The organism is Phycicoccus jejuensis, assembly GCF_044797865.1.
GTDB classification, from domain to species: domain Bacteria; phylum Actinomycetota; class Actinomycetes; order Actinomycetales; family Dermatophilaceae; genus Phycicoccus; species Phycicoccus jejuensis.
In genome coordinates this window covers 3579733-3602030 of record NZ_CP085209.1, presented here as the reverse complement: position 1 = coordinate 3602030, position 22298 = coordinate 3579733, and the positions used below count along the sequence as shown (strand labels likewise).

19 protein-coding genes are annotated in these 22298 nt (G+C 67.4%); 8 read left to right on the top strand and 11 right to left on the bottom strand.

The genetic code is table 11. The annotated features are described in order from the left end of the window. Positions 1-18 precede the first annotated feature (18 nt). From LG324_RS17085 to LG324_RS17070, 4 genes are all read right to left on the bottom strand, one after another. On the bottom strand, positions 19-1101 hold the full coding sequence (locus tag LG324_RS17085) for an IS110 family transposase (RefSeq protein WP_192912052.1): 1083 nt from the start codon (positions 1099-1101) through the stop codon (positions 19-21). Between the two features lie 308 nt (positions 1102-1409). Then, positions 1410-1556 (bottom strand): hypothetical protein, encoded by a 147-nt coding sequence (locus tag LG324_RS17080; protein WP_404349893.1) that lies wholly within the window; start codon positions 1554-1556, stop codon positions 1410-1412. Positions 1557-1641: 85 nt separating this feature from the next. Next, entirely contained in the window at positions 1642-3366 is a 1725-nt protein-coding gene (locus tag LG324_RS17075; protein WP_404349890.1) for a GTPase, read from the bottom strand. Positions 3367-3380: 14 nt separating this feature from the next. After that, on the bottom strand, positions 3381-5219 hold the full coding sequence (locus LG324_RS17070; RefSeq protein WP_404349887.1) for a GTPase domain-containing protein: 1839 nt from the start codon (positions 5217-5219) through the stop codon (positions 3381-3383). A gap of 1026 nt (positions 5220-6245) precedes the next feature. On the opposite strand from LG324_RS17070, the gene LG324_RS17065 reads away from it, so the two are divergent. Together LG324_RS17065 and LG324_RS17060 are read left to right on the top strand one after the other, a co-directional pair. Beyond that, entirely contained in the window at positions 6246-7883 is a 1638-nt protein-coding gene (locus LG324_RS17065) for a hypothetical protein (RefSeq protein WP_404349885.1), read from the top strand. A gap of 1135 nt (positions 7884-9018) precedes the next feature. Continuing rightward, positions 9019-10491, top strand: a complete 1473-nt coding sequence (locus LG324_RS17060) for a protein kinase (RefSeq protein ID WP_404349883.1) — start codon at positions 9019-9021, stop codon at positions 10489-10491. Positions 10492-10792: 301 nt separating this feature from the next. On the opposite strand, the gene LG324_RS17055 is transcribed toward LG324_RS17060, so the two are convergent. The 4 genes from LG324_RS17055 to LG324_RS17040 all read right to left on the bottom strand — a co-directional run bounded on the left by LG324_RS17055 (position 10793) and on the right by LG324_RS17040 (position 15517). Then, the gene (locus tag LG324_RS17055; protein WP_404349881.1) at positions 10793-11914 is read right to left on the bottom strand and encodes a tyrosine-type recombinase/integrase; all 1122 of its coding nucleotides are present in this window, start codon (positions 11912-11914) and stop codon (positions 10793-10795) included. A 58-nt stretch (positions 11915-11972) separates the two neighbouring features. Then, positions 11973-12203, bottom strand: coding sequence for a helix-turn-helix transcriptional regulator (locus tag LG324_RS17050; protein ID WP_404349878.1), 231 nt, complete (start codon positions 12201-12203; stop codon positions 11973-11975). A gap of 160 nt (positions 12204-12363) precedes the next feature. Continuing rightward, complete coding sequence (gene mobF / locus LG324_RS17045) at positions 12364-15210, bottom strand: MobF family relaxase (protein ID WP_404349875.1); 2847 nt, start codon at positions 15208-15210, stop codon at positions 12364-12366. 112 nt (positions 15211-15322) lie between these two features. Further along, positions 15323-15517, bottom strand: coding sequence for a hypothetical protein (locus tag LG324_RS17040; protein WP_404349872.1), 195 nt, complete (start codon positions 15515-15517; stop codon positions 15323-15325). 148 nt (positions 15518-15665) lie between these two features. Here LG324_RS17040 and LG324_RS17035 point away from each other — a divergent pair, with 148 nt between their 5' ends. From LG324_RS17035 to LG324_RS17025, 3 genes are read left to right on the top strand one after another with little or no spacing between them, the layout of a single operon-like run. Further along, positions 15666-15944, top strand: coding sequence for a DUF3024 domain-containing protein (locus tag LG324_RS17035; RefSeq protein WP_404349869.1), 279 nt, complete (start codon positions 15666-15668; stop codon positions 15942-15944). Between the two features lie 47 nt (positions 15945-15991). After that, the gene (locus tag LG324_RS17030) at positions 15992-16576 is read left to right on the top strand and encodes a helix-turn-helix domain-containing protein (protein WP_404349867.1); all 585 of its coding nucleotides are present in this window, start codon (positions 15992-15994) and stop codon (positions 16574-16576) included. Further along, complete coding sequence (locus tag LG324_RS17025; RefSeq protein WP_404349865.1) at positions 16567-17025, top strand: hypothetical protein; 459 nt, start codon at positions 16567-16569, stop codon at positions 17023-17025. Before LG324_RS17030 ends, LG324_RS17025 begins: the two co-directional genes overlap by 10 nt. Positions 17026-17184: 159 nt before the next feature. On the opposite strand, the gene LG324_RS17020 is transcribed toward LG324_RS17025, so the two are convergent. After that, a complete protein-coding gene (locus tag LG324_RS17020; protein WP_404349862.1) occupies positions 17185-17370 on the bottom strand; it encodes a hypothetical protein in 186 nt (61 codons plus the stop codon). Between the two features lie 143 nt (positions 17371-17513). Here LG324_RS17020 and LG324_RS17015 point away from each other — a divergent pair, with 143 nt between their 5' ends. Then, entirely contained in the window at positions 17514-18440 is a 927-nt protein-coding gene (locus LG324_RS17015; protein ID WP_404349860.1) for a universal stress protein, read from the top strand. A gap of 22 nt (positions 18441-18462) precedes the next feature. On the opposite strand, the gene LG324_RS17010 is transcribed toward LG324_RS17015, so the two are convergent. Together LG324_RS17010 and LG324_RS17005 are read right to left on the bottom strand one after the other, a co-directional pair. Further along, a complete protein-coding gene (locus LG324_RS17010; protein WP_404349856.1) occupies positions 18463-19275 on the bottom strand; it encodes an SGNH/GDSL hydrolase family protein in 813 nt (270 codons plus the stop codon). Positions 19276-19381: 106 nt separating this feature from the next. Continuing rightward, entirely contained in the window at positions 19382-20179 is a 798-nt protein-coding gene (locus LG324_RS17005) for a PIG-L family deacetylase (protein WP_036830605.1), read from the bottom strand. 137 nt (positions 20180-20316) lie between these two features. Between LG324_RS17005 and LG324_RS17000 the strand changes: the two genes are divergently transcribed. After that, entirely contained in the window at positions 20317-20640 is a 324-nt protein-coding gene (locus tag LG324_RS17000) for a DUF3311 domain-containing protein (RefSeq protein ID WP_084696916.1), read from the top strand. After that, entirely contained in the window at positions 20637-22286 is a 1650-nt protein-coding gene (mctP, locus tag LG324_RS16995) for a monocarboxylate uptake permease MctP (RefSeq protein ID WP_030529523.1), read from the top strand. The genes LG324_RS17000 and mctP overlap by 4 nt, the downstream gene beginning before the upstream one ends. Positions 22287-22298: the final 12 nt, after the last annotated feature.

Sequence of the window (22298 nt, the reverse complement as noted above, 5' to 3'; positions counted from 1 at the left end):
GGATGCTTCTATGTCGTGTCAAGCAGCTGGCGCGAGCACTTCTGGTCCTGGGTGGGTCGCGGCGAGGGTGCGGAAGATCTGCCGTCCGACGTAGCGCTTGAGGCAGCGTCGGATTTCCTTGCTGGTCTTGCCCTCGGCCAGGCGCCGTTGGACGTAGGCCCGGGTGTCTGGGTCAGTTCGCATGCGGGTCAGCACGATGGTGTTCAGTGCCCGGTTGAGCCGGCGGTCGCCGCCGCGGTTGAGGCGGTGACGCACGGTGTTGCCGGACGAGGCGGGGATTGGTGCAGTGCCGGCGATCGCGGCGAAGGCCGCTTCGCTACGGATGCGTCCAGGGTGGGACCAGACGGTCAGGATGATGGCTGCGGTGACGGCGCCTACGCCGCGCAATTCGAGGAGCTCGGGCGCCTCGGCGGTGACGATCTCGGTCAGTCGCTGACGGTTCTCGAACAGCTCCTCATCGAGCACGAGCACGCGCTTGGCCAGTCGGACTGCCTCAGCGCGGGCGGTCGCCGTCCCGATCCCTTCCTCGCGACGTCGCCATCCAGCGATGGTGGTGACCTGCTGGGAAGTCAGAGACTTTCGGGCATCGACGCCGAGGTCGTGACTGCGCAGCATCGAGGTCAGTGCGTTGATGCACCTGGTCCGCTCGACGTTGAGGTGCTCACGGGCGACGGTGAGGACCCGCAGCGCGGTGTGCGCTTGACCGGCGCGGCGATCACGTAGCGAGGCCAGCGGCATGACCAAGCTGGCACGGGCAGCGAGGACAGCGTCAAGAGCGTCGGTCTTCCCGCGGCCACGTTCGCGCCGAGGGGTTGGTGCTTCGACCACGCGGTAGCCCGCATCAGACAGGACGTCGCTGAGAACAGCCCCGTAGGAGCCAGTTCCTTCGGCGGCGATCAGCACCGAGTCGAGATCACCTTGGGTGCGGCGACCGATCCAGTCCCTCGCGCGACGCAGCCCGGCCGGGGAGGTCGGGAAGGTGGCTTGGTCGAGCAGTGCCCCGCGGTCATCGACGACGGCGTAGCTGTGGGTTGCGGCGTGGGTGTCGACCCCTACGACGTAGCGGTAGGTCTCAGCCACCGTGACCGGCAGACTGGGCATGCGATGTTCTCCTCACTTGTTCGGGTTGGACGTCGTTGCCGGCGTCAGCCCGGGTGAGAAGTCACGACGAGGCGGGCCTGTAATGAGTCACACCACCGGGACGGCAATCCCGTTGGTGGACATGCTTCTGATCAAGCCATCGTTGTGGGCCAGGGTCGGCGCCGGCACCCAGCGCACGCTGGACAGATCCCAGGCATGACACCCCCAAGGGGGGTCAGGCGATTCAGGAGTCACAACGCGCACCGGGTGACCGACGCCAACCCTGCCAGCCAGCCCCAGGCCAGCCGAGACGAAGACTTACAGGTCATTCACTCGCCGGCGGTCAGGTCGCTGGCTTCGGAGACCCACCAGACCTTCGTGCCAACTTGATTCAGGCATGGCTTCGTATCGGCTGAGCGGCTGCGAAGATTCATGAGCTCGGGGAAGCCCATCACCGGCGTCAGCGAACTGTTCACGGCTCCTGAGGCACAGGGCAGAACACGGTTTGGCGGACGTACCTCACCGGCTTGACGAACATGAAGCGTCCACGTCAATCAGCGGTCAGGCAGTTGTCGCTGACGACGCGAGGATGGCGAGGGCGGAACCCGCCCGTTCTTGGATCGACGTCAAGCGATCGCGAAGGTCAGACCGCTTCGAGCGTGCACCATGTATCTCTGTAGCCATCGCGTCGATGCGTTGGAACTCGGGTTTGAAGACGGCGTCTAAGTCGTCGCGTACCGCTTGGAGAGCATCTGCGATGATTGAGTCAGCCTGAGCCAAGACCTCTTGGGTAATGTTTCGACGACGCTCTGCGCGAGCCCGCTCCGCCTTCACTGCGGCTCGCTCTTCAGCAAAGACGCTGTACGCCTCCAAGCCGACAGCGATGGCGACACCGCCAACTTTCGCAACCTTGCCGATTGTGTTTGCGGTCTTGACGGCCTCCCATGGCTTGAACTTCTTGCCGAAAGCATGGCCGACCTTGAGGACGACTTGGTGACCGTTGCTGCCTGCTGCGGCCTTCACCCCATCCCCAGCACCCCAGAACTTGTTGAACTGTTTTAGGTACTTGGACAGATCGCCCGTCCAGGTTGGGGCCGCGGTCGCAGGAGCGCTGCCTGGCCGGACCTTGACGTCGCGCCCGTCGAAACTGGTGGTCTCGAGCTCGCCGAGCTGGACTGCTAGGCGTCCGTAGGGGCTCTCTTCGATCGCCATCACCTCCGAGGCGAGGTCATCGAACTGGACTTCCAGCACTTGCTTTACAGCACCCTCGAAACGTTCTAGGGCAGTGCCTAGGTTCTCATTGAGGGTCGCCATGTGACCCTCCAGCATCGCTTCCGAAAGCTCACCGGCCTGCTCGTTGCGCTCGATGCCATCGGCGAACTCTGTGGCGGCTCGAACCGCGTCCGAGCGGAACTGGGCAGACCGGGATTCCAAGAGGTCAGCAAGATGAATGCGCTTCTTGGAGAGCGCAGAACGCTGTCGTGCGAGCACCGTCAGCGCGGCCCGCTCGTTGGGGTCGTCTGTGAGCGATGCAGATGCTTCGAGCGAGATCGCAACTACAAGCTGCAGGGGCTGACTCAGCCTGCCCAACTCGCCTTGATGGCTGGCGAAGCTGTTGATGAGGTCAGCAACTTTTGCCAATCCGGACGCCTCGATGAAGGCAGCTGAGTCGTCGGGAGCGACCTCTGCCAAGTCAAGGCCGTCGAGGTAGTACTGAGCGTCACACTCAACCCACGGGACCTGTTCGAACGAGCCGAGCGCCTTCTCGATTGCTGCCTCCCGATGGCCCGGAGCAGCCTCCATTGTCCCCGCCTTGGTCACAACGATGAGCGTTTGACGTGACTTCGCAAGTCGTCCGAGGACGTCTCGGAGGTGCGCCACTAGTGTGTCATCGAAGAGTTCGACCGGGACCGCGAAGAGGACCAGGTCGGCCGCTTGTAGAGCGCGCTCCGCCAGTTCGTCGTGGTCCGGACGATCGGCACGGACACCAGGAGTGTCAACCAGTCGGACGTCGCCGTCCCAGTCGTACTCCGTGACGGCGTCGGTTGTAACGCCAGAGCCGATCGGGATGTTGAAGGCACGGTTAGTAAGCGCTTCGATTAGCGTCGACTTTCCTGCGCTGTGATAACCGGTGAACACCAAGAGCGGCGTGGGGTGGGCGTCGACTGAAAGCCGGCTCAGCAGCGGTTCACCCACGGCTGGGTCGAGGTCGTCGAGGATGCTGCGGAGTTCGTCACCCAAGCCGCGCGCGGTCGCCGAGGACTTCTTGAAGAGGTTGCGGGTCATTGGCTCTTGGTCCTTCATGTTGTCTCGATCTGAATATGCCTGCCGATGTGCACCTCAAGCGCTTCCGACCAGGTTTGAGCGATTGAGGAAGGGATATCGGCGTCGATCCTCAAGTGGGCAGATTCACCATCCGCCCTGATGAGATGCATGGGAGCGTCGACCAAGCTGAGGGCGTATGCGAGAGCATTGGCGGCCTCTGCTCCTGGGGCTGGGGTCTTCCCTCCCGCGAGGGGTTCACCGAGATCGGGCGGGAAGAGCCAAGACTCCCAGAACCCCGACTCGTCGAACTCGGCGAAGATGCAGACGCCCGGCACACGTGTCGCCCGAATCACCGACGCGGCAAGGCGCTCACGCCGGTTGATACGAAGCAGACCAGAGGTAGTCTCCCTGTCGATCTCGCGCAGGAGCGAGCGCAGGTTCTGGCAAGCGGTCGTCCAGGCCGACGCCACGTGCTCAAGCGCGGCGGCCTGCTCTTCGCTTCGCTCATGTTCGCGCGCCAGAGCGTCACGAAGGTCGTTCAGCTGAGCGGTGATCGCGGTTCGGTACTCCTGTGCCAGGTCGTCGAGTATCGGCCCGACCTGCTGTGCCACTTCGTCCCGGCGCTTGCGCAGGACGCCATCCTTGCCCAAGAAGATGTGGTCGACGAGACCCTTGATTCGCCCCGCGGCCAATCCAACGATGCCCCCCACGACGACGCCAACTCCGGCAGTCAGAAGTGCCGCGGGACCGCCAACCAATCCGATGGCTCCGCCGATCTGGGCGCCGAGCCATGCGCCGCCTCCGAATCCCAGCAGCGAGCCACCCGCGCCGACTCCTGCACGGGCAAGTCGGTTGCCCCAGACGGCATCGAAGCCTGAGAGGCCTCGCAGCTTGAACTGGTCCAGCGACACGTTCGACCACTCAGCGTCGGTCTGGTCGATCGTGGACTTGATCTCCTCAGCCAGAGCGGTCAGCCGAAGTTCCAGTGTCCTCCCCAGCTCGTCCTGAAGCGCGGTTAGGGCATCAGCCCAGTCCGACTGGAGAGTCGTTCCGAAGTCAGTCACGGTGAGGTGCCAGTCGCGGCGACGGCCCACTGCGGCCTCCACGTCTGACTCCATTCCTTCGCCCGTAGTACGCACCAGGCGATGGAGACGCTGGTGCATGTCGGTCGCCATGCCGCGATCACGCTCTGCCTGGGCGCGAAGGGTTGACGATCCCGAGTGGAGTGCCCGCGCGAGTTCTTCGGCTTCTTGGCGGGTCTGGTCGACGAGGCGAAGAGCTCGTCGACTCTCGCGATGCGCGTCATGCTCGCGCAGCAGTGCATCCGTGAGGTCATCGATACGGCTGGCGGCGTGAAGCTGGTCGTCGACATCGTCAGCCGCCAGTGCTTCAGCTGCGGCAAGCGCGTGCACATAGACGACGTCGAGGGGCTTAACCCCGGACGCGGCCATGTGCCGCCGAATCTCGTCGAGGAGGCCGTCCTTGCCCCCGAAGACTCGATCCGGGAAGCGCAGGAGGTTGAGTCTGCCGACGCCTTCGAGGGCCTGACGGCAGTTGAGTACAACGATGATGGGTTTGCCGATCACTCCGAGAAGCCGCAAAGCTGCCGCGGACTCGTGCTGGATCGAGTCGCTGCTGTTGACCCACAGAATGACATCAGCACCGAGTGCAGCTCCCAGGGCCATCTCCGTGTCGTCGGCGCCGCCGTGGGCTCCGACGCCCGGAGTGTCAACTACCTCGATGTGTTCAGACACTGACGTAGTGGCTCCGAAGATGTCTCGGGAGAAGCGCTGCCGACCGTCACCGATCCGGTCGTGGTGGGAGCCGGACAGCGCGGTGAGCACGGAGGACTTCCCGGCCATCGTGCGGCCCATCAACACAACCCGCATCGGCGACCCATGCTCATCTACAAGGTCCGCAGGAACGGCAGTGGAATCGGGCGGAACAGGGAGGAGTCCGTCGCCAACTCCACCGACCTCCTCCGCACCGCGGACTGCTTCCAGCCAAACCTCGCTGACAAGTGCTCGGAACTTCGCCAGGACGTCCAACAAGCCGGGCCACGGGTCAGACGAGTCAGGCTCCTCCCCAAAGATGGCTGGGAGCGCCGATGCCAGCCACTCATGGCGGGAGGGTGCTGCACTCGTGGACACAACACGATCTTCCCGCACCGGCACGACACGCTGTGGAGCCTTGTCGATTCCCGCCGATGGGGGCTCTCAGCCTTCCGCAATAGAAGTGCAAATGGTGTCGAAGTAGCCCCCGGCCATGCTCGATGGATAGTGCATCCGCTGACGTCCCAGAAGCGCCAGCCCCCAGAGGGCTTGCTGGAAGGGCACCACTGGCAGAAGGAGAACGGAGCGACCTCGGCATCGAGTACCTCAACTGGAAGGGACGCATCTGGTTGGCCGCACGGGACGAAGTGCCCAGGTGGAGGGCGCCTGGCGGCGCTGTGAAGCATCCAGTGCCGGGAGGTCTACTCGGGAGACCGGTGGGTGCAGACGTCCGCGGGTAAATGCCTGATGCTTGGCACCGGCGACTCAGACAGCTCCCGGGCTGACAAGGCGCCCCCGGCCTCGCCGATGAGCGAGAGCCGCGGGGCGCCGCCCACGCGCGGCGAGGAGACGCATTCCATCGAAGCTGCTGCCGCGACTGGCCAGAACGGGGCCCTGGTCACCCAACGGGCGTGTGACGCTGGGGGCCGGTGAGCGGCTCCACTGATAGCGCAACGCGGAGGTGATTGCGCCACCTGCAGAGGGCGTCGCCGTTTCGCGGGTCCGGCTGACTGCTCGATTCTCCGGTGGCGGGGTGCTGCCGCTGGCAGAATGGCCCCCGTTGTAGGCCTTGGAGGGGGAGCGATGGAGGCTGGTCACCGGGGGTCGCGTCGACTATCGGCTAACGCCGTGCTGATCGTCTTGCTCTTTAGTTTGGCTGTGCCGTACGCCGTGGCACTGTTATCAGACCCAACTGACGCAAAGGCGGCGATCACCCGGACACTTCTGGCGGCGTTGCTGCCCTCCGCAATCTTCTTGCTCTACTGTCGAGCACGCCTAGTTGAGCTGGGACTCTCTTCCGCGAGCAAATCCTCGGTCAGGACTAGCGCCACCGGGTCTAGCCTCGCAATCTGTCCACCGTACCAAGAGTCGAACGAGACCTCGGATCTCACCTTCGCCAGGTGCCTACTTAGTCCATCAATCTTCACGGACCGAATCCGCGAGGTGGTTACGCCCCTCACTCGAGCGCTTGAGGTCACATCGGTACACACCGTCACCCCAATCAGTGCAGAAGGGTTCTTCTATCCTGTTCTGTTCCATCAAAAGGGAATCTTGGTAGACGCTTTGGACGTGATGGTCAATCACACGGCTGCCCCAGTTCTCTCGCAGACGGCATCCTCAGCCCTGGCCATCAGTGCGATAGACAAGTTGGCCTCAGATGGGGGCGCTGACATCGAGCGATACTGTGGGGAGATTCGGCCGGCACTCTTTGATCTCGTTTCGTCGCCTATTGTTGAATCAACAGTCGCAGACTTAGAGGCACTCAAGTTGCGACTCAGCAACTATGTCCCCGACGATGCTTTTAGAACCACGATTGAGTTGCTCCTAGATCATCTGACATTTAACTACTCACATGTTGTGTGGATTCCGCAAGGGGGGACCTCTGCTCTTGTAGAGGAGAAGCACCGATTCATCCAAGACTTGATTACGCCTCCGGTCCGCGAGGTCATAAAGACGAGGGATGTGGGGCCATTCGTCGCACTACTACGCGCGATAGCTGGAACTACCCCGGCGGCATTCGTGCACTACCTCGCTAATGCTGCACGGTGCCGTAGCTACCACCTGGAGTTGTTTGGCGTCCCGGGCACTTACTTATCGCGACAGACCTTTCAAAGCCTGCGCCCCTCGTCAGACACTGCCAGCTTCACGGCAACCGATCTCGATCTTCATGGGCCGAATCGTCACGCGGATTACAGACGCTTTCGACGTCGTCGGGGACAAAGGTATTTACATCTGTACATCCGTGGAGGAACGCCGCAGATAAACTTGGACCACCTCCGTGTGCAGGCTGGCTTCTTTGAGCGCCCTCCCGGATCAATCGGTGCAGCGGCCGTGGCCTCGTTCGCAAGCACGGTCTTGATCGTGGCAGGCGGCGCCGTTGTCTCAAGCGGAAAGAATCCGAGGGGAGACCTGCTAGCAGTGTTGCTCGCTTTCCCTTTTGTCGCCGGCTCGATAGTCGGCCTCAGTTTAGGCTCCGGGCCGATTGGTGGTGTGATGCTCGCCCGTGTCGGCGGGTACGCCACAGCATGCCTATCAACGATTGCCGCGATATCGGCACTCGGATACGCGCGTGTATACGCCTTCTCGGGATATGTTCTCTTCGGAAGTACAGGTGGATGGATCGCCCTAACCGGTGCGTCAATCCTGGTGTCGGTGGTACTGGCAGGCGCGTGGGCCTTTCGCAGCATGACCTATGGCTCATTCCTGCGCCGTGTCGAGCAATCAAGGGACGACACGGGCGGACAGGTATTTGACTTGGTTGATTAGGCAGAGTATAATCACAGCATTCTCCAAGAAGGAGTTGCGGTCGGTGTCGACTACATACGGTACTGGTTCGGGCTATTGGGAAAGCCCTGAGCCAGTTGATGCACGCTCATTCAAGAATGCATCGCCTGAGGCCCTCAAGACCGCAGACGCGGTCTTGGTGGGGATGTCCGCTCAGCGGAAGCCCAAAAGCGGCGCCGAAATCCGTCGCACTTCGGGCAAGAGGGTGAAGTTGCGCGGGCGTTCGTACAAGCTGCGAAACCCCATCGAAAAGCAGGAGTTGGAGTAAGCGACCCTGCCCGGCGCCACCACCGAAAGGGCGCGTCCGCTCTCGTTTCGAATCGTGATGCCTTGCCCTCGGTAGGATGCGTTCTCTAGCTGTCCCTAGACCTCGAGGCATCTTGCTGGTCGCCCAAAGGCTTCGCTAGTGTGCGGATTGCGATCCCGTTGAGCGCAGTGGGCACACTGACGCCAGTCGCCTCATGTGGTCCTTTGGGTGGTCCCTTCGCTGGAATCCTCCCGCGCATGCGGTCGCCGTTCTGAGGTCGCTCCTCCTCCGGAACCCCGCACGTAGATGGTTGCGCTTCGTGCGGCGCCGAGCCTCCGCCTTCATTACGGGTCGGGTCTGTCACCAGGTATCGTTCTTGGCCGGCGGCCCAACACTTTGCCGGCTCTTCACGGTTGAGCGTGGGTGAGGCCGCGGCGCGCTGAGCGGGTCGTTGCCGGGGGAAGGGGTCGAGGCCCCCGAGGATCAGAGGACTTCTACCTCACCTGATCTCAGGGACCTCGACGATGGATGACCTCACGTTGTGCTGCCGCGCCGTCGGCGGCTACTGCGACCTTTTGTGACGTGCTCGTTGGAATGGACGGCTGCACGTGAGTGGTGTTGATCGCGACGGCAGCGGCCGGCTCCTGGTCATGGTGGAGTCGGCGCCGACGGTGATGGGCTGTCCGTCCTGCGGCGTCCTCGCGCGTGGGCACGGCGGCGACGAGGTGGAGCTGGTCGACGCCCCAGCGTTCGGGCGGCCGGAGCGGATCCGCTGGCGCAAGCGACGCTGGGGGCGCCCTTTCCCGACAGTGGGACTCACGTCTGTTGGCACCGAGCGCGAGCGTCTCCCGCCACCCCTAGGGTGGCAGTGTGATCGTTGAGTTGAAGAGTAGATGGACAGTCGGGGCCCAGCTCACTGCGGACGCGGCGGGCTTTGGCAGAGTCTTTGAGGCCGAAGGCGAAAACGGAGAGCGGGCGGTCGTCAAGTTCGTTGCGAAGTTGCCCGGGGCGGAGCGCGAACTGCTCTTCGGCGACAATGACCACATTCAAGCGGCACCCAATATCGTTCCGATTTGGGATACCGGCGAACACGCGGGCGAATGGGCGATGGTGATGCCCCGCGCGGACAAGTCTCTCCGTCAGCATCTACTTGACGCGGGTGGGCCCCTCGACTTGGACGAGTCGGTTGAGATCCTCATGGACGTGGCTAGAGCGCTCGCAGGGCTCGTCGACGTGGCTGTCCACCGCGATCTGAAGCCAGAGAACGTACTGCTTCTCAACGGCACATGGTGCCTTGCGGACTTCGGCATCGCCCGATACGCGGAGGCGGCCACCGACGCGGCCACACGCAAGTACTCCTTCACAAGACCGTACGCGGCTCCGGAGCAGTGGCGAATCGAACGGGCTACGAGTGCCACGGACATCTACGCCTTCGGTGTCATGGCCTTCGAGCTGCTAGCGGGTCATCGGCCCTTTCCCGGGCCAGACTTTCGTGAGCAGCATCTTCATCACATTCCGCCCGCTCTATCGGCCGGGACCCCTCGGCTCCGCGTACTTGTCGAGGAGTGCCTGATAAAGGCGCCGGAGGCACGTCCGCCCGCGGCGCTGGTGGTCCAGAAGTTGGAGCGCTCGTTGAGCGAGCCACAGTCCGGGGGCGCGGCGCGTCTGGCTGCGCTGAACCGCACCGCTGTTGAGGCAAAGGCCTTGGCGCACGCACAGAAGCAAAGCGTGGCTTCCGAGGCAGAGCGGCGCCGAGCACTGGCGCAGGCAGCTGAGCGCTCGTTCTACTCCATTGAGGAACAACTGCGAGCGGTGGTTGAAGACGAGGCGCCGGAGGCCGTCGTTGAACTCAACGAGGGAAGGGGGGCGATGGCCTGGGTCGCGTCCTTGAAGTCCGGACGGATGGGTATGGCGAGCGTCAAGTCCTTCGATGCTTCGCCGTGGGGTGGCCCATTCGACATCGTGGCCGTATCGCAAATGACCGTGCATACTCAGGCGGCTGCGAGCCGGGGTTACCTAGGCCGAAGCCACGCCTTGTGGTTCTGTGACGCAGCCACGGCGGGCCACTACGCATGGTTCGAGGTGGCGTTCATGAACTTCGCTTGGGGGGGCCAACCGAGCCTCGTACCCTTTGCACTCGAGCCTCGGTCCGCAGAGGTCGCGTTCAACGGCGTTATGGGGACGACGCAACTAGCTTGGGGCCCCGAGGAGCTCGACCGGGCTGACCTCGCCGCCTTTGTCGACCGCTGGATTGGCTGGTTCGCTGATGCTGGGGAGGGCTCGCTCCAGGTTCCCGGGACTATGCCGGAGCCCGGTGCAACGCGACCTTGGCGACGGCCGTGATGGCCGCAGCGAACGTTCGGGTCAGCCGGGAAGCCGAACGACGGCCCTCGACAGCCGAACTCCCTTCGGAGGATGGACTACGAAAAGGGGGTGCGTCCTGAAGGGGATGGCTCGTCATCGCCAGTGCTAGGAACGTCCTCTCGTACCGTCGCGGCACTTGAAGATCGATCGGTGGGGCACGTGGGCCACCTGCCCCGTGAGCGTCCTTACCGAAAGCGGGCGAAGTGGAGCGCCCACAGTGGGCGCTATGACGCGCCACCGGCACGCAATGGGAGGCACGTCTGCCGTCCCAGGGCGGGGCTCATTCGCCTGTGCTCGTCTCGTTCTCGGCGAGTCGCCCGGAGGGCTCGCCGAGCGATACGGACATGATCGACTCTGCGCCCCTCCTTGTCCGGTCCTCGGCGGTCGGCCAGAGATGGGCGTACGTGTTGAGGGTCGTCGTCGCCTTCGAGTGACCGAGCGAGCGCTGGACGGTCACGACGTCGCACCCGGCGGCGATGAGGCCGGAGGCGTAGAAGTGCCGCAGGTCGTGGAGCTTGATGCCGGACAGTTCGGCGTCGTGCAGTGTCTTGCGCCACCAGTAGCTGACGGTGTTCTGGTGGGGCGGGCCGTCGCCGTCCCCGGCGAAGAGCCAACGATCATTACCGGTGGTGCCGTGGGCGGCGACGTGCTTGGCGAGGACGGTGACGAGGCTGTCGGCGAGGTAGACGACGCGCTCTGACCCGTACTTCGGCGCCCGCACGTCGATCGCCCCGCCGTTGACACGTTGCACCTGGCGGGAGACCTTGAGTGACTTGCGGAGGAAGTCGACGTCGCCGAGTTGGACGCCGGCGGCCTCGCCGAGCCGCAGTCCGGCGAAGGCACACAGGGCGATGAACGGCTGGAACCGTTCGTCGGCGACGGCCATGAGCTGCCCCACGTCTTCGGGCGTGGGGATCGACATCGCGACGTCCGCGCGGCGACCGCGAGGGAGGCGTACTGCGTCGGTCGGGTCGGTTCCGATAACCCGATCCTTGACGGCGGCGCGGAACACCGACCTGACGTTGACGTACCGGGTCTTGATCGTGCCGGGGGCGAGGCCAGCGGCGTTCATCTGCTTGATCCAGGTCTCGACGTCCGAGCGCCGGACCTGTTTCATCGGCTTCCCGGCGAAGGGCACGGATCTGGCCGCCAGCGACATCGCGAGCACGGTGCCGGGTGCCCAGACTTGGCGGGCTGACCACTCGCCGAAGAACGCCGCGAAGGTGATCCGGCCGGCCTGTGGATCCGCGTAGGTTCCGGTGACGACGGCCGAGGTGACCGCGTCGAGCCACTGCTGGGCGTCGATCTTGCGGTTGAAGTGTCGCGAGTGCTCCTTCCCGGACTCGTCGCGATACCGCGCCCGCCACTTGCCGTTGGCTCGTTTGGCGATGTTTCCCGCCATGGTGATGCTCCTTCCGAGATCGCTCCATCGTCTCTCCGAGGTCTGACGGCGGGCAGTCTCAGCGGTGGTTCTGTGGACGGTTGGTCTGCTCGCTGAGCCAGAGGATGAGGTCCCCGCGCCAGTACCGGACGTGGCGGCCGAGCTTGAAGCTGCGCGGTCCGGACCCGAGGTGGCGCCAGTAGCGCAGGGTTCCCTCAGGCACCCGGAGGAAGGCACAAGCCTCCTGGAGGGTGAGCATCTCGTCCCCGGCGTCCTGTGGGCGAAGAGTGGGGTGGTGTTGTGCGGTCATGATGGCGCTCCTCGTGATCGGTGACAGTGAGCGTCGGCTCACGCCGGTCATCATGGGAGGGGGTTGTACCCGCCTTCGTACCCGCCCGGAGCCTCGCGGGGGAGGGACAAAGGGAGGGACGTTGGCATCGCCGCAGGTCAGGGCACGTCCCCACGAAAGTTCAGAAATAGTTGTCAACGCCCGACCGAGAGGCCTTTGAGCCCCGAGTGGGTGACGGGCCGTGGTGTTGTTCCCGCTCTCGGTGCCGTCGTTCCTGGGCCGGTGAGGGCGCTTCCGGTCGCAGCGCGGGTCCGTACCGTTCGATGTCCTCGAGGGCGGCGTCGCGGGCGCGGGCGGGGCCGAGGTCGGACCGGTTGCGCGCGAACGCGTCGATCCACTGCTGCTTGGCGTCCTCGAGGGTCTCGGCGACCAGGTGCGCCGTGTTGCCGGCTCGGCCGCGGGTCATGGAGACGTACGCCGCTGCGGCGCCGGTGGAGTCGGTCAGGGCGACGTGGGCTCGGGGGACGGTCTCGCCCTGGGCTCCGTGGACGGTCGTGGCGTAGGCGAGCTCGACGTGCTCTCGCGCGTACTCGGCGGGGACGATCTGGTCTCGTCCCCGATCGTGGAGGGTCACCGAGCCGTCGCCGCCCACGCCGGTCACGGTCCAGGTCTGTCGGTTCGCGACGCGGAGGTCGGGGTCGTTGCGGCGCGTCGCGACCCGGTCGCCGACCGTGAGTGTCTCGCCGCGGCTGGTGGTCACCGTCGGGCGGCGACCGGAGAGGGGATCGACGTCCGTGCGCTGCGCGCGGATGGCCGCGTTGAGGTCGGCGACCTGCTCGCGGGTGTCGGCCATGACGAGGTCGCCGGCCGCACCGAGGCGCGCGAGCGCCGCTGTGCGCTCGACGTCAGAGGGGTGCACGACGATCTGACCGCGTGCGAGAAGTGCGTCGAACACCTCGTCGCTTCGGTAGCCCTCGCGCATCCGGAGGCTCAGGATGGCGTAGGCCTCGTCGGTGAAGCGGCGCACGGTCTCAAGGGTCACGACCGCCGCCGGGTCCGCGTAGGCGACAGCGTGGTCGAGGACGCCGCCCCGGCCGACGGCCGGGAGCTGGTGGCGGTCCCCGATGAACGCGACCCGGGCGCCGACTTCGTCGGCGACGGTGAGGAGCGCCCGGGCGGTGTCCTGGTCGAGCATCCCGGCCTCGTCGACCACGAGCAGGTCCCCGGGTCGAAGGACTGCCGACTCGCAGGGTCCGGGGTCGGACTGCCGGGACCAGTGCCCGTCGTCGTCCCAGCGCCACCCGTGCTGGTGGATCAGCCACGCCGCGGAGTGTCCCTCGGCGCCGGTCTCACGCGCGGCCACGTCGGCGGCCTTCATCGTCGGGGTCACCACGACCAGCCGGCGACCGTGGTACGCCAGCTGCTGGCGGACCGCGCGCAGAACCGTGGTCTTGCCTGCTCCAGCGGCCCCCTGGACGACTACGAGGGGCGCGGCGCTCGTCAGCGCGCCGACGGCGTCGTGATGGACGGAGTCTTCCTGATGCGGGTCGAGGCTGTCGCAACGATGCAGCTTGGCGGAGTGATCGGCGCGTCGTGCGATCCGGGCAATGAGATCACCCTCGACGGCAAGGACGACGGGCGAAGTGAGGGAGCGGACGTTGTCGGGGACGTCGCGCCGGTTCAGCAGCGGCGTGCAGCGCGCGACGGCGCGGGCAGTGACGTCCTCCGCCAGCTCGGTCCGGGCGGCTGGGTCGGCGACCAGCGCCGTCTGGGAGAGGAGGACCTCGGTCTTCCCGCGGATGTCGGCGGTGTTCCACGCCGATCGCTTGACGCCGAGCATCGAGACGACCAGGTCGGCGGCGGCGTCGCGGTCGATCCACCCCGGCAGCGTTCGCCGGAGGGTGACGGCGTGCGCGGGGTCGCGGTAGCCGACCTCGCGGAGCTCGGCGTTCCAGCGGTCGACGAGCTCGCAACCGTCCCTCGGCACGACCTTGTCGGGTCGCGCCTCCGCCCACGCCCGCCGGTCCCACACCTCACGCATCCGAGGACCCGGTTCTTGGTCGGGATGCCCGTCTCGCCAGTAGGCCTCGAGCCGGTCTACGTTGCGGCGGATCTGCGCGGCCCTGGCACTGAAGGCGCCGACATACGGCGCGAGCTCCCGGATCTCGCTCGTCTCGGGGTCGACGGTCAGCCCGTGCGCAGCCAGCACTGCCCGGAACTCCGGGTCGGTCGCGACGGCGGCGTGGCCGATGCCGTTGATCGCCTCGATGCTGTCCCGGACGCCGACGGAGTGGATGCCCCGCCAGGCGCTGGCCGCCCAGACGCGGGCGTTGATCTGCAGGTGGAGGTGGCGGTGCGGGTCGCCCGCGCGAGACGTGTAGTGGCGGATGACCGCGGCCTCGATGGACTCGACGGGAACGTGGACCTGGCGCCCGCGAGGGCCCACGCGGGTGGTCGCGTGCGCTGCGATCCAGCTGACTATCTCGATGGCCGCCTTGTCCTGGGCTCGGTCCAGGGCTGCGGAGACTTCCGGGTACAGAGCGGCCGCAAGGGACCAGGTCTTGGGACCGTTGACCACGACCTCGACGAAGCGCAGCGCGTTGTCGTCGGTTCGTACGTGGCCCTTGGCCGTTAGCGTGTCAAGGTCGATGCCGGCGACCCACTGCTCGTACAGCTCCCCGGTCATGCCGCCCAGGCTTCGCACGCCGTCGGGGGTGGCGATCAGCCGTATCGCGACGCCGCTGCCTTCCGCGAGGTAGTAGTCGTCCGCCCGCGACCGGTCGCGCTCGACGTAGGCCCGCGCGGCCCTCGGTGCTCCGCGGTAGAACTTCACCCCTCCGTGCACCCGGACCCCCGCCTTCACGATGTCCGTCGACAACCAACGGACCCCTAGAAATGCCGCGTGGACCGCCCGATTACGGGCGGCCCATCTACGTCCTTCGTAGCATGCGTGCCGCTCTGAATGAAGGTGGCATGGCAGGAAGTCGAGAGTGACGGCGAGGAGATTCTGGGGACCGTGAATAGTCAACGGTTCCAGACGAGACGAAGCTGGGCGGGTCTGGAAGAGCGAGAAGATCAGGAGTCGGTGGACGATGCTTCGAGTGCGGCGGCGACGGCCTCGAACGCGGCCAGCGCAGCGGTCAGATCCTCGACGAACTCGCGGCGATGACCTCGGGTGCCGGCAGGTTGTCGGCGTCCGCGAGAGATACGTCCCGCAGCCGGGTGATGTCGAGGTTGGCCTTGTCGCGCGCCACGGGCTCGTCGTACGTATAGGACTTCCAACGCTCGGACTCCACGCCCTCCGCGCGGTCTTTGCCGGACAGGTACGACGTCACGAAGTCGTAGAGGCACGCGCTTCCGCGGCAAGGCGGTTGGCGTCGTCCCCGAGATTCATGATGCGTCGTAGGTTGTGCGCTATGGACTGGTGTGATGGCACTTCCAGAGACTGACCTGCACCGCATCCGGCGGTGGGCACAAGAGCGCGTGCCTGAGCACCTGTGGGACGAGCTGAAGGTCGAGGCGGACGTCTCCGACCGACACGTCGACATCGTCGAGGTGCGGCCGCCGTGGGACGGCGTCGGGGAGCACACCCGGTTCCCGATCGCGCGGCTGCGTTACACGAAGTCGACCGGCCGATGGGCGATCTACTGGCGCGACCGCAACCTGAAGTTCCACGAGTACAAGCGCAAGCGCCCGACTACGAACATCCAGGCGCTACTCGACTACATCGAGACCAGCGACGATCCCATCTTCTGGGGTTAGCGAGCCGCTCGTTGACTGTCGATATAATGGAGGATAATCTCAGGTATATGAGAACTGAGGCGCCCCTCCTCGCTCCGATCTTCCGGTCGGACGGTCAGGCGCGCCTGCTCTCCACCTTGTTGCTCACCGGCGACGAGCTGAGCGTCACCGACCTGGCCAAGCGGGCCGACCTGGCGTATCCGACCGCCCACCGAGAGGTCGCGCGTCTGGTGGACGCCGGCATCCTGAGCGAGCGACACGTGGGCCGCACGAGGCTGATCCGCGCCAGCGACGAGAGTCCGCTGGTGGGGCCCTTGCGCGAGATCCTCATGGTCGTGACCGGCCCGATGGTGATCCTGGCCGAGGAGCTTGCCCGCATCGACGGGATCGAGGCCGCGTTCCTCTACGGCTCCTTCGCCGCTCGGCTGCTCGGTGATGCTGGACCGGCCCCGCACGACATCGACCTCATGGTGCTCGGTGCGCCCGATGTGGACGCGGTCTACGAGGCGTGCACGCGCGTCGAGTCGGCGGTGCGCCGTCCCGTCAACCCGACGATCCTCACCCCGGAGGAGTTCGCCGCGTCCTCCGGCTTTCTGGACAACGTGCGCAGCGGCCCGGTGGTCGCCGTCATCGGGGAGCTGGCGTGGCACTGACCCCGCTCACCCGCGTCCAGCAGGCAACGGTCATCGCACTGGTCGAGGCGCGACGACTCGACGCCGTGCCCGCAGACCTCGCGCGGGCGAGCTCGTTCCTGCGGCAGGCCGGGGAGCGCTTGGAGCAGCTGCCGCTGCTCACGAGCGTCACCGTCAGGTACGGCGTCGCCTACGACGCCTGTCACGACACCGGTGAGGCGCTGCTGGCGGCGTACGGCTTCCGGACGACCAACGGGCCAGGCCAGCACGAGGCGCTCGGCCGCTACCTGCGCGCTGTGTTCGACAAGCCTCCGGCAGAGAAGGCAGCGCGAGAGTTCGACCGCCTGCGACGCGCCCGCAACCAGGACCGCTACGAGGCGAAGCCGGTGGGGGCAGCAGCGACCGAGAAGGCCGAGCAGGTGGCGCGCACGCTGTTCGACGCCGCCCTCACCAGGGGCCTCTCGACCTGACCGGCGGTCCGCAAACAGTCCGCAAGAAGTCCGGCGGAGGCCGATTCCCGTCGACGACGTCCAACGGCCCGACCGTGACGTATCCGCAGGTCAGGACGTGTTTTCCGTCGCTATCCGACGATGGCCGACGACGGCCGAAACAGCGAATTTCGTTCCGCTTCAACGTCTGACCGGGCGCGCTCGCCTCAGGCAGGCCGACCCGCCCTCCTGCGCGGCGAGGAGCGCCGTCTCCTTGTCGGCGCCGACCGGGAGCCGTACGAGCGGCTCCCCGGTCAGCGCCTCGTAGAACGAGACCGCTCTGCCCATGTCGGCCACCGGGACGTCGAACCACACGACGCGTGCCATCGTCACCACTCCCTCTCGAGTACCTGTCGGGAGATCCTCGCCGCCACCACCGACAGCCCCCGACGGTCTCCGTGACCGGTTCCACGCGCCCGCTGTGACCCACGAGACTGCGTCACCGGCCGCCGGCGGAGGACGCTGGGGTCATGGCCGAGAACGTGCTCCCGAAGCAGTCGGGCCGGGGTCCCGAGGGACCGGCCCGCCCACCGCTCGTCGCCGCGCTCGACGGCTCCGCCCACGAGGCGGCCGTCCTCGCGTGGGCCGCGGCCTGCGCGGTGCGGCAGGGGGTGCGGCTCGACCTCGTGCACGTCGTCGAGATCGGCCCCGTGCTCGCGCCGTACTCGGTGCTGGCGACCGAGGCGCCGTGGTTCGGCGAACAGCTCGAGGTGGCCGAGCGGGCCCGGCTCGACGGGCTCGCGGCCGGGCTGCGTGAGCGCCACCCGGGCCTCGAGGTCGGTGTCCGCACCCCCGTGGGGTCACCGGCCGGTGTCCTCGTCCACCTCTCGGAGCGCGCCACGGTGGTCGTCGGCGCCTCCACCCACGACCGGCTGGAGCGCCTCGTCCTCGGGTCGACCGCGCTCGCGGTCGTGGCCCACGGGCACGGGACGGTCGTCGTCGTGCCCGAGTCGCTGCCGCCGGTGGAACCGCACCGGGTGGTCGTCGGGGCCGACGGCAGCGACGCCGGGGGTCGCGCCCTCGCCCACGCGGTGGACGAGGCCGCGTCCGTCGGTGGCGTCGTCACCGCCGTGACGGCCTGGACGGTCGAGGTCGAGGACGGCGTCGTCGTCACCGAGCCCGGGACCGACCGCTGGTCCCGGGTCGAGGAGCGCGTGGGGGCAGCCACCCGCGCGGCCCTGGCCGAGGCCGGGGCGGCCCACCCGGACGTCGAGGTGGCCGTCGTCGTCCGCAACGGCCGGCCGGCCCGCGCCGTCCTCGACGTGGCCGACGAGGTCGACGCCGACCTCGTCGTCGTCGGGCGGCGGGGCAGGGGCGGCTTCGCCGGGCTCCTCATGGGCAGCGTCAGCCGCACCGTGGTGCAGCGGACGACCCGGCCGGTCGCCGTCGTCCACTGAGGGCGGCGGTCGGCGCGGCCGCTCAGCCCATCGCGGCCCGGACCAGCGGCGCGAAGCCGTCGCGGTACCCGGCCCTCGTCGGGTGGTAGATGTCGAGCAGGCCGGTCTTCTTCCCCCAGACGAACGGCGTCGCCGAGCAGACCTCGTGACCGGTGAAGGTGGCGGCGGGGTCGAGGTAGGTGAAGCCCGCGGCCTTCGCCCGGGCGGCGAGGACGCGGTCGAGGTGCGCGGAGACGCCGTCGAGCAGGCCGGCCTCGCGGGTGTTCACGCCGCTCGCCTGGCTGCACGAGACGGCGCCGCCGAAGGGCTTCGGGTAGCCGACGACCATGACCTTCGCGCCGGGGGCGTGGGTGCGGATGTCGGCGTACGTCGCGTCGAGCTTCGCAGGCAGCTCGGCGTCGATGCGGGCCTCGACCTTCGCGACCGTCGAGCGGCAGAGCTTCTCATCCCAGCTGTTGACGCAGCTGAGGATGAGGTCGACGAACCCGACGTCGTTGCCGCCGATGCTCACCGTCACGAAGTCGGTCGAGGACGACAGGGCCGCGGTCTGGCCGCCCGTCACGTCACCGGTCTCGGCGCCCGAGCACGCCCGGAAGGTCAGGCTCGTGTTCGGGCGGGCCTTCGCGACGAGGGGTGCGTACGCGAGGCTGCTGCGGTAGCAGGAGAGGCTGAGGTCGGGCCAGCCGGTGCCGTTGCCCGCGGCGTAGGAGTCGCCGAGCGCGACGTACTGGTCCGGCTCGGCGGCAGCCGCGGACGGGAGGGCGGTGGCGGCCAGGGCGAGGGGCAGGGCCGCGACGGCGGCGGCGAGCGAGCGCAGGCGGGGACGAACGGGCAACGGGCACTCCTTCGTGCGGTGTCGCGGGCGGCTCGCCGCCCCGGGCCCCTGCAGCGTGGACCCGGTCGGCACCCCTCGCAACCGGAGCGTCGACCCGGCGTCGGGCTCAGGCCACGGCGAAGGGCCATCCGTCGACGAGCCCGGCCGCGCGGCCCGGCTCGAGGTAGTGCTCGAACCCGAACACGGCCTCGAACACCTCCGACGGCATCGCGAGCATCATGCCCACGTCGCTCGTCTGGCTGGCGTGCGCGCCGAGCGCGGTCCGCTTGCGCTCGAGCTGTGGGCGGACGTCGACCCGCCAGTGCAGCTCGGCCTCGGGCGTGCCCATCGGGTTGCCGTCGTCCATCGGCCGGTCGGGGTCCCAGTCGTCGTCGCGGCCCGCGGCCTTCGCCAGCTCGTACATCCGGCGCATGGCGTCGCGGTTCATCGAGGACTCGAGGACCCGCGGGCGGCGGGCGGCCAGCTCGACGCCCCGGTGCAGGACCCGGTGGACCTGGACGTGGTCGGGGTGGCCGTAGCCCCCGTGCCAGTCGTAGCCGACGGCGACGTCGGCGTCCTCCTCGTCGAGGACGTCCGCGAACCGGCGCGCGGCCTCGTCGAGGTCGGCGCCGGTGAACGCACCCTCGTGGGCGTTCTGCTCCCACCCGGTCATCCCGGAGTCGGCGTAGCCGAGCCACACCACGCGGTGCAGGCCGATGGCCGCGGCGGACGCGGCGAGCTCCGCCCGGCGCCGTTCGACGACCGTCTCGCCCTCGGCGAGGTCGTCGGGCGCGGTGCCGTGGTCGCCGTTGGTCGCGACGACGAGGACGACGCGGTGCCCCTCGTCGACGGCGCGGGCCATCGTGCCGGAGGTCTGCGAGGCCTCGTCGTCGGGGTGGGCGTGGAGGAAGACGATGGTCGACACGCCGCCCATCATGCCGAGGCCCAACGACGTCGTCGGACACCGACCGGCGCGGGAACTCCACACACGCCCCACCAGTCCCTACGGTGTCGGGTGGTCCGGTCGCCGCCGGACCTCCACCGGGGGTCCCAGGAGGGTCCATGAGCAACGTCCACACCGGGCACGACGGGGAGGGCGGCGCCGGCGCCGTCGACCACGACACCGTGCCGCCCGCGAACAAGAAGCTGCTCGCCGTCGCCGGCGTGCTCCTCGCGCTGCCCGTCGTCGCGCTGCTCTGGGTCGGCAGCTACAGCCGCGTCGAGCCGCGGCTGTGGGGCTTCCCCTTCTTCATCTGGTACCAGTTCCTCTGGGTGTTCCTCTGCTCGGCGCTGACGTACACGGCCTACCGGATCGTGCTGCGCGCCCGCCCGCACCGCGCGATGACCGGCCCCAGCGCCGGCGACCGGACGGGGGAGCAGGCGTGAGCGGGGTCGACGGCGTCGCGCTGGCCGTCCTCACCGTCCTCTTCCTCCTCGTCACCGTCATGGGCTTCCTCGCGACCCGCTGGCGGCGACCGACGTCGATGGAGTCCCTCGACGAGTGGGGTCTCGGCGGACGCTCGTTCGGCACGTGGATCACGTGGTTCCTGCTCGGCGGCGACCTCTACACCGCGTACACCTTCGTCGCGGTGCCGGCGGCGATGTTCGCGGCGGGCGCGGTGTCGGGCTTCTTCGCGGTGCCCTACACGATCGTCCTCTACCCGATCATCTTCGTCTTCATGGCGCGCCTGTGGTCGGTCAGCCACCGGCACGGGTACGTGACGACGGCCGACTTCGTGCGCGGACGCTTCGGCTCGCGCGGGCTCTCGCTCGCCGTGGCCGTCACCGGCTTCCTCGCGACGATGCCGTACATCGCGCTGCAGCTCGTCGGCATCCAGGCGGTGCTCGAGGTCGTCGGCCTCGGCGGCGGCAGCAACATCATCGCCAAGGACGCGCCGCTGTTCATCGCCTTCGCGCTGCTCGCGGCCTACACCTACTCGAGCGGCCTGCGTGCGCCGGCCGTCATCGCGTTCGTCAAGGACTTCCTCATCTACCTCGTCATCATCGTGGCGATCGTCTACCTGCCCTCGAAGTTCGGTGGCTGGGACGCGATCTTCTCGGCGGCCGAGCAGAAGATGGCCACGCCCAACCCGACCGACGGCAAGCCGACCGGTGCGTTCGTGCCCGGGGCGCAGGCGCACTGGGCCTACGCGACGCTGGGGCTCGGGTCGGCGCTCGCGCTCTTCATGTACCCGCACTCGGTGACGGCCAGCCTGTCGGCCAAGGACCGCAACACGATCCGCCGCAACGCGTCCATCCTGCCGGCGTACTCGTTCGTGCTCGGCCTGCTCGCCCTGCTCGGCTGGGTCGCCATCGCCGCGGGGACCAAGCCGATCGGGCTCGACGGCAAGCCGAACGCGCAGCTGGTCATCCCGCAGCTGTTCGAGGACTCGTTCCCGTCGTGGTTCGCGGGGGTCGCCTTCGCGGCCATCGCGATCGGGGCGCTCGTGCCGGCGGCGATCATGTCCATCGCGGCGGCCAACACCTTCACGCGCAACATCTACAAGGAGTGGCTCAAGCCCGACGCGACGCCGCAGCAGGAGGCCAAGGTCTCCAAGCTCGTGTCGCTGCTCGTCAAGGCGTTCGCGCTCGTCTTCGTCCTCGCGCTCGACAAGCAGAACGCCATCAACTTCCAGCTGCTCGGCGGCATCTGGATCCTCCAGACCTTCCCGGCCGTCGTCCTCGGGCTCTACACCCGCTGGCTGCACCGGTGGGCGCTGACCGCCGGCTGGGCCGTCGGGATGGTCTACGGCACCTGGCAGGCGTGGCAGGTCGCCAACCCGCGCGCGGGCATCAACCACTTCGGTGGCTCGCTCTCGGAGATCCCCTTCATCGGGCAGATGGGCTACATCGCGGTGACGGCGTTCGCGCTCAACCTCGTCGTGGCGGTGCTCGGCACGTTCGTGCTCCGGGCGGCCAAGGCCCCCGAGGGCGAGGACGAGACCATCCGCGGCGACTACTTCGCCGACGCCGGTGACCCGCGGGTCCAGAAGGTGCTCCAGCCGCTGCACCAGGAGACGCCGAACCCCTGACCCGGGACGGCA